Raw genomic sequence first — 4,402 nt, 5'->3', positions numbered from 1 at the left:
AGCCCAATGTTTATCGACCTGACTGTTGAGCAGCGGCAGCTGCAAGCCGACATACGGCAGTACTTTTCTAACCTCATCTCGCCCGTCGAGATGAGAGAAATGGCAAAAGACCGCCACGGTGCCGCCTACCGGGCGGTGATCCGGCGGATGGGCCGCGACGGCATGCTCGGTGTGGGGTGGCCAAAAGAGTTTGGTGGGCGCGGTTTTGGCCCGATCGAGCAGCAGATCTTCGTCAATGAGGCGCACCGGGCCGACGTGCCATTGCCGGCCGTGACGCTGCAGACGGTAGGTCCTACCCTGCAGGTGTATGGCAGCGAGATGCAGAAGCAGAAGTTCCTGCCGGCGATCTTGGCCGGTGAGGTGCATTTCGCGATCGGCTACAGTGAACCGGAGGCCGGCACCGACCTGGCGTCGCTGCGGACGTCTGCGGTGCGCCAGGGCGACGAGTACATCGTCAACGGGCAGAAGATCTTCACCACCGGTGCCCACGATGCCGACTATGTGTGGTTAGCCTGCCGTACCGACCCGGAAGCCGCTAAGCATAAAGGCATTTCGATTCTGATCGTCGACACGACGGACCCCGGCTATTCGTGGACACCGATCATTTTGTCCGACGGTGCTCACCACACCAATGCCACGTATTACAACGATGTGCGGGTGCCGGTCGACATGCTGGTGGGTGCAGAGAATGGCGGGTGGCGGCTGATCACCACTCAGCTCAATAACGAGCGGGTGATGCTGGGCCCGGCAGGCCGATTCGCGGGCATCTACGATCGGGTGCACGCCTGGGCGTGCAAGCCGGGAGCCGACGGTGTCACGCCGATGGACCACGCCGACGTCCGGCGCGCACTCGGTGAGATCCACGCAACCTGGAGGATTAACGAGTTGCTTAACTGGCAGGTCGCGGCCGCGGGTGAGGACATCAACGTGGCCGATGCCGCGGCCACGAAAGTGTTTGGCACCGAGCGTATTCAGCGTGCAGGGCGACTCGCGGAAGAGGTCGTCGGCAAGTACGGCAACCCAGCTGAGCCAGACACGGCGGAGTTGCTCGACTGGCTTGACGCCCAGACCAAACGCAATCTGGTCATAACCTTCGGCGGAGGGGTCAACGAAGTCATGCGGGAGATGATCGCGGCCTCCGGCCTTAGGGTGCCGAGGGTGCCTCGATGACCGACATCCAGGAGTCCATCGCGCAGATCAAGGCGGCCGGTAGCAGTAAGCCGCGCGCTGCCCGGGACCCGGTGAACCAGCCGATGATTAGCAACTGGATCGAGGCCATAGGCGACCGCAACCCCGTCTACGTCGACGAAATCGCCGCTCGCGCGGCCGGGCACCCGGGAATCGTGGCCCCACCGGCCATGATTCAAGTATGGACGATGTACGGCCTTGGCGGGCAGCGTCCCAAGGACGATCCGCTGGGCCCCGTCATGCAGTTGTTTGACGAGGCCGGCTACATCGGCGTGGTCGCCACGAACTGCGAGCAGACCTATCACCGCTACTTGCAGCTCGGCGAGGAGATCACGGTCATCTCGGAGCTGGGTGACGTCGCGGGACCTAAGCAGACCGCTCTGGGTGAAGGCTGGTTTGTCAACCAGCACACCGTCTGGCGCGTGGGCGACGAGGATGTCGCCGAAATGAATTGGCGCATTTTGAAATTCCGGCCCGCTGCGTCGGCTGATGCGGCGGTTCCCGATGATCTGGACCCTGACGCGATGATGCGGCCGTCGTCGTCGCGTGACACTGCCTTCTTCTGGGACGGGGTTGCGGCCCACGAGTTGCGTATCCAACGGCGGCCGGACGGCAGCCTGCAGCATCCGCCAGTACCGGCGGTGTGGCAGGACAAAACGGCGCCGATCGACTATCTGGTGGCCAGCGGTCGTGGCGCGGTGTTCAGCTTCGTGGTGCACCACGCGCCGAAGGTGCCTGGCCGCACGCTGCCTTTCGTGATCGCGCTGGTGGAGCTGGAGGAAGGGGTGCGCATGTTGGGCGAGCTGCGGGGCGTCGACCCGGCGGCCGTGGAGATTGGGATGCCGGTCCGCACAATCTATATCGACTTTCCGGAATGGACCCTCTACGCGTGGGAGCCGGAGGCATGAGCGCCGTGGTTGTCGAAGTGGGTACCACGTTGCCCGAGCTGAAATTGTATGGCGACCCCACCTTCATCGTCTCAACGGCGTTGGCCACGAGAGACTTTCAAGACGTGCACCATGACCGGGACAAAGCACAGGCCAAGGGCTCGAAAGACATCTTCGTCAATATCCTCACCGATACCGGGCTGGTGCAGCGTTACGTCACCGACTGGGCGGGGCCCGCGGCCTTGGTCAAGTCGATCGGGCTGCGGCTGGGGGTGCCGTGGTACGCGTATGACACGGTGACATTCTCCGGTGAGGTGACCGCTGTAGAAGATGACTTGGTCTCCGTTAAAGTGCTGGGCCGCAACACCCTTGGCGACCATGTTATTGCTACGGTGAAGCTGACGATGGGGTCACGATGGGGGACGCCTAGTGTTGTCCGGTAAGGCCGCCATCGTCGGCATTGGGGCGACCGATTTCTCCAAAGACTCCGGTCGCAGCGAGCTGCGGCTGGCCGCCGAGGCGGTGCTGGACGCGCTAGCCGATGCCGGCTTGACTCCAAGCGATGTCGACGGGTTGACCACGTTCACGATGGATACCAACACCGAAATCGCGGTCGCGCGTGCGACCGGAATGGGTGAGCTGAAGTTCTTCTCGAAGATTCACTATGGCGGTGGCGCCGCGTGCGCGACCATCCAGCACGCGGCGATGGCCGTCGTCACCGGGATCGCCGACGTGGTGGTCGCCTATCGGGCCTTCAATGAGCGATCCGGGATGCGGTTCGGTCAGGTGCAAACTCGGCTGACGGCCAATGCCGACTCGACCGGCGTCGACAATTCGTTCTCGTATCCGCACGGGCTTTCGACGCCGGCAGCGCAAGTCGCCATGATTGCTCGACGCTATATGCACCTGTCGGGTGCCACCAGCCGGGACTTCGGCGCGGTGTCGGTGGCCGATCGCAAGCATGCTGCCAACAACCCGAAAGCGTACTTCTACCAAAAGCCGATAACCATTGAGGATCACCAAAATTCGCGGTGGATCGCCGAGCCGTTGCGGCTGCTGGATTGCTGTCAGGAAACCGACGGCGCAGTGGCGATCGTGGTGACTTCGGTGGAGCGCGCGCGTGACCTTAAGCACCGACCGGCCGTTATTGAGGCCGCGTCGCAAGGCTCCAGTCCCGATCAGTACACAATGGTCAGCTACCACCGGCCCGAACTTGACGGCCTGCCCGAGATGGGTCTGGTGGGGCGGCAGCTGTGGGCGCAGTCGGGGTTGTCGCCGGCCGAGATCCAGACCGCGGTGCTGTATGACCACTTCACGCCGTTCACGCTGATTCAATTGGAGGAGTTGGGTTTTTGCGACCGCGGTGAAGCCAAAGACTTCATCGCCGACGGCGCGATCGAGGTGGGCGGGCGGCTGCCCATCAATACTCACGGCGGTCAACTCGGCGAGGCCTACATCCACGGCATGAACGGCATCGCGGAGGCGGTACGGCAGCTGCGCGGCAACTCGGTGAACCCGGTACCGGATGTCGAGCATGTGCTGGTGACGGCGGGAACCGGGGTGCCGACGTCCGGTCTGATTCTCGGCTGATTTTTGTTGACGAGCGTGAAGCTGGCGCACGCTCGTGGACTGAAGTGACGCTCGCGCTGCCCCATGGGACGCTGCGATCGTGAACGAACCATTCATCGGTAGCGAAGCCATCGCCGATGGTGCTGTCACCAAGAGTCAGCTCTACACGAGGTATAAACGACTGTTCCGCGATGTCTACATCGATCCGGACATCCAAGTAACCGCCGCGGTACGCGCCAAGGCTGGATGGCTATGGGCCAGACGTCAAGGAGTCATCGCCGGGTTCTCCGCAGCGGCTCTGCACGGTAGCAGATGGGTATCTGACATGCAGGCGGTCGAGCTGCTCCACACAAACCGGCATCGGCTGCCGGGAATCCAGATTCGTGGCGACCGCATCGCGGGGGACGAGATCGAGGTCGTCGCCGGTGTCCCAGTCACATCTCCGGCTAGGACTGCAGTTGACTTCGGTTGGTTGGTATCCGACCACGAGTGCTGTGGCTGCTATCGACGCACTGGCCCGCGCTAAGGATTTGAAGGCGGCCGATGTGGAGGTGCTTGCACAGCGATATGCCGGAAGGCGAGGGATTGCGGGCGCGCGTCAAGCGGTGAGTCTATTCGACGGCGGCGCTCAGTCGCCAAAAGAGACGTGGCTGCGACTGGTACTAGTACAGGCCGGCTTGCCGCGACCGCAAACTCAAATTTCAGTAAGCGACGAATTCGGTGATGTGATTGCATATCTGGATTTGGGCTGGGAAGAG

Annotated in this window: 4 protein-coding genes and 1 pseudogene; all 5 read left to right on the top strand. The window is 62.7% G+C overall.

Annotated features, from left to right (window positions below; genetic code table 11):
- Positions 1-6: 6 nt before the first annotated feature.
- A complete protein-coding gene (fadE29, locus tag F0Q45_RS24540) occupies positions 7-1,170 on the top strand; it encodes an acyl-CoA dehydrogenase FadE29 (RefSeq protein ID WP_149656366.1) in 1,164 nt (387 codons plus the stop codon).
- Positions 1,167-2,096, top strand: a complete 930-nt coding sequence (locus F0Q45_RS24535) for a bifunctional MaoC family dehydratase N-terminal/OB-fold nucleic acid binding domain-containing protein (RefSeq protein ID WP_149656365.1) — start codon at positions 1,167-1,169, stop codon at positions 2,094-2,096. The genes fadE29 and F0Q45_RS24535 overlap by 4 nt, the downstream gene beginning before the upstream one ends.
- Complete coding sequence (locus F0Q45_RS24530) at positions 2,093-2,518, top strand: MaoC family dehydratase (RefSeq protein ID WP_149656364.1); 426 nt, start codon at positions 2,093-2,095, stop codon at positions 2,516-2,518. The genes F0Q45_RS24535 and F0Q45_RS24530 overlap by 4 nt, the downstream gene beginning before the upstream one ends.
- The gene (locus F0Q45_RS24525) at positions 2,505-3,665 is read left to right on the top strand and encodes a lipid-transfer protein (protein ID WP_149656363.1); all 1,161 of its coding nucleotides are present in this window, start codon (positions 2,505-2,507) and stop codon (positions 3,663-3,665) included. The genes F0Q45_RS24530 and F0Q45_RS24525 overlap by 14 nt, the downstream gene beginning before the upstream one ends.
- 79 nt (positions 3,666-3,744) lie before the next feature.
- Positions 3,745-4,402: pseudogene (locus tag F0Q45_RS29690) on the top strand (hypothetical protein); the annotation flags it as partial.

This window comes from Mycobacterium simiae (assembly GCF_008370645.1).
Taxonomy (GTDB): domain Bacteria; phylum Actinomycetota; class Actinomycetes; order Mycobacteriales; family Mycobacteriaceae; genus Mycobacterium; species Mycobacterium simiae_A.
The sequence above is the reverse complement of the archived record's forward strand: the minus strand, read 5'-3'. Positions and strand labels throughout refer to the sequence as shown.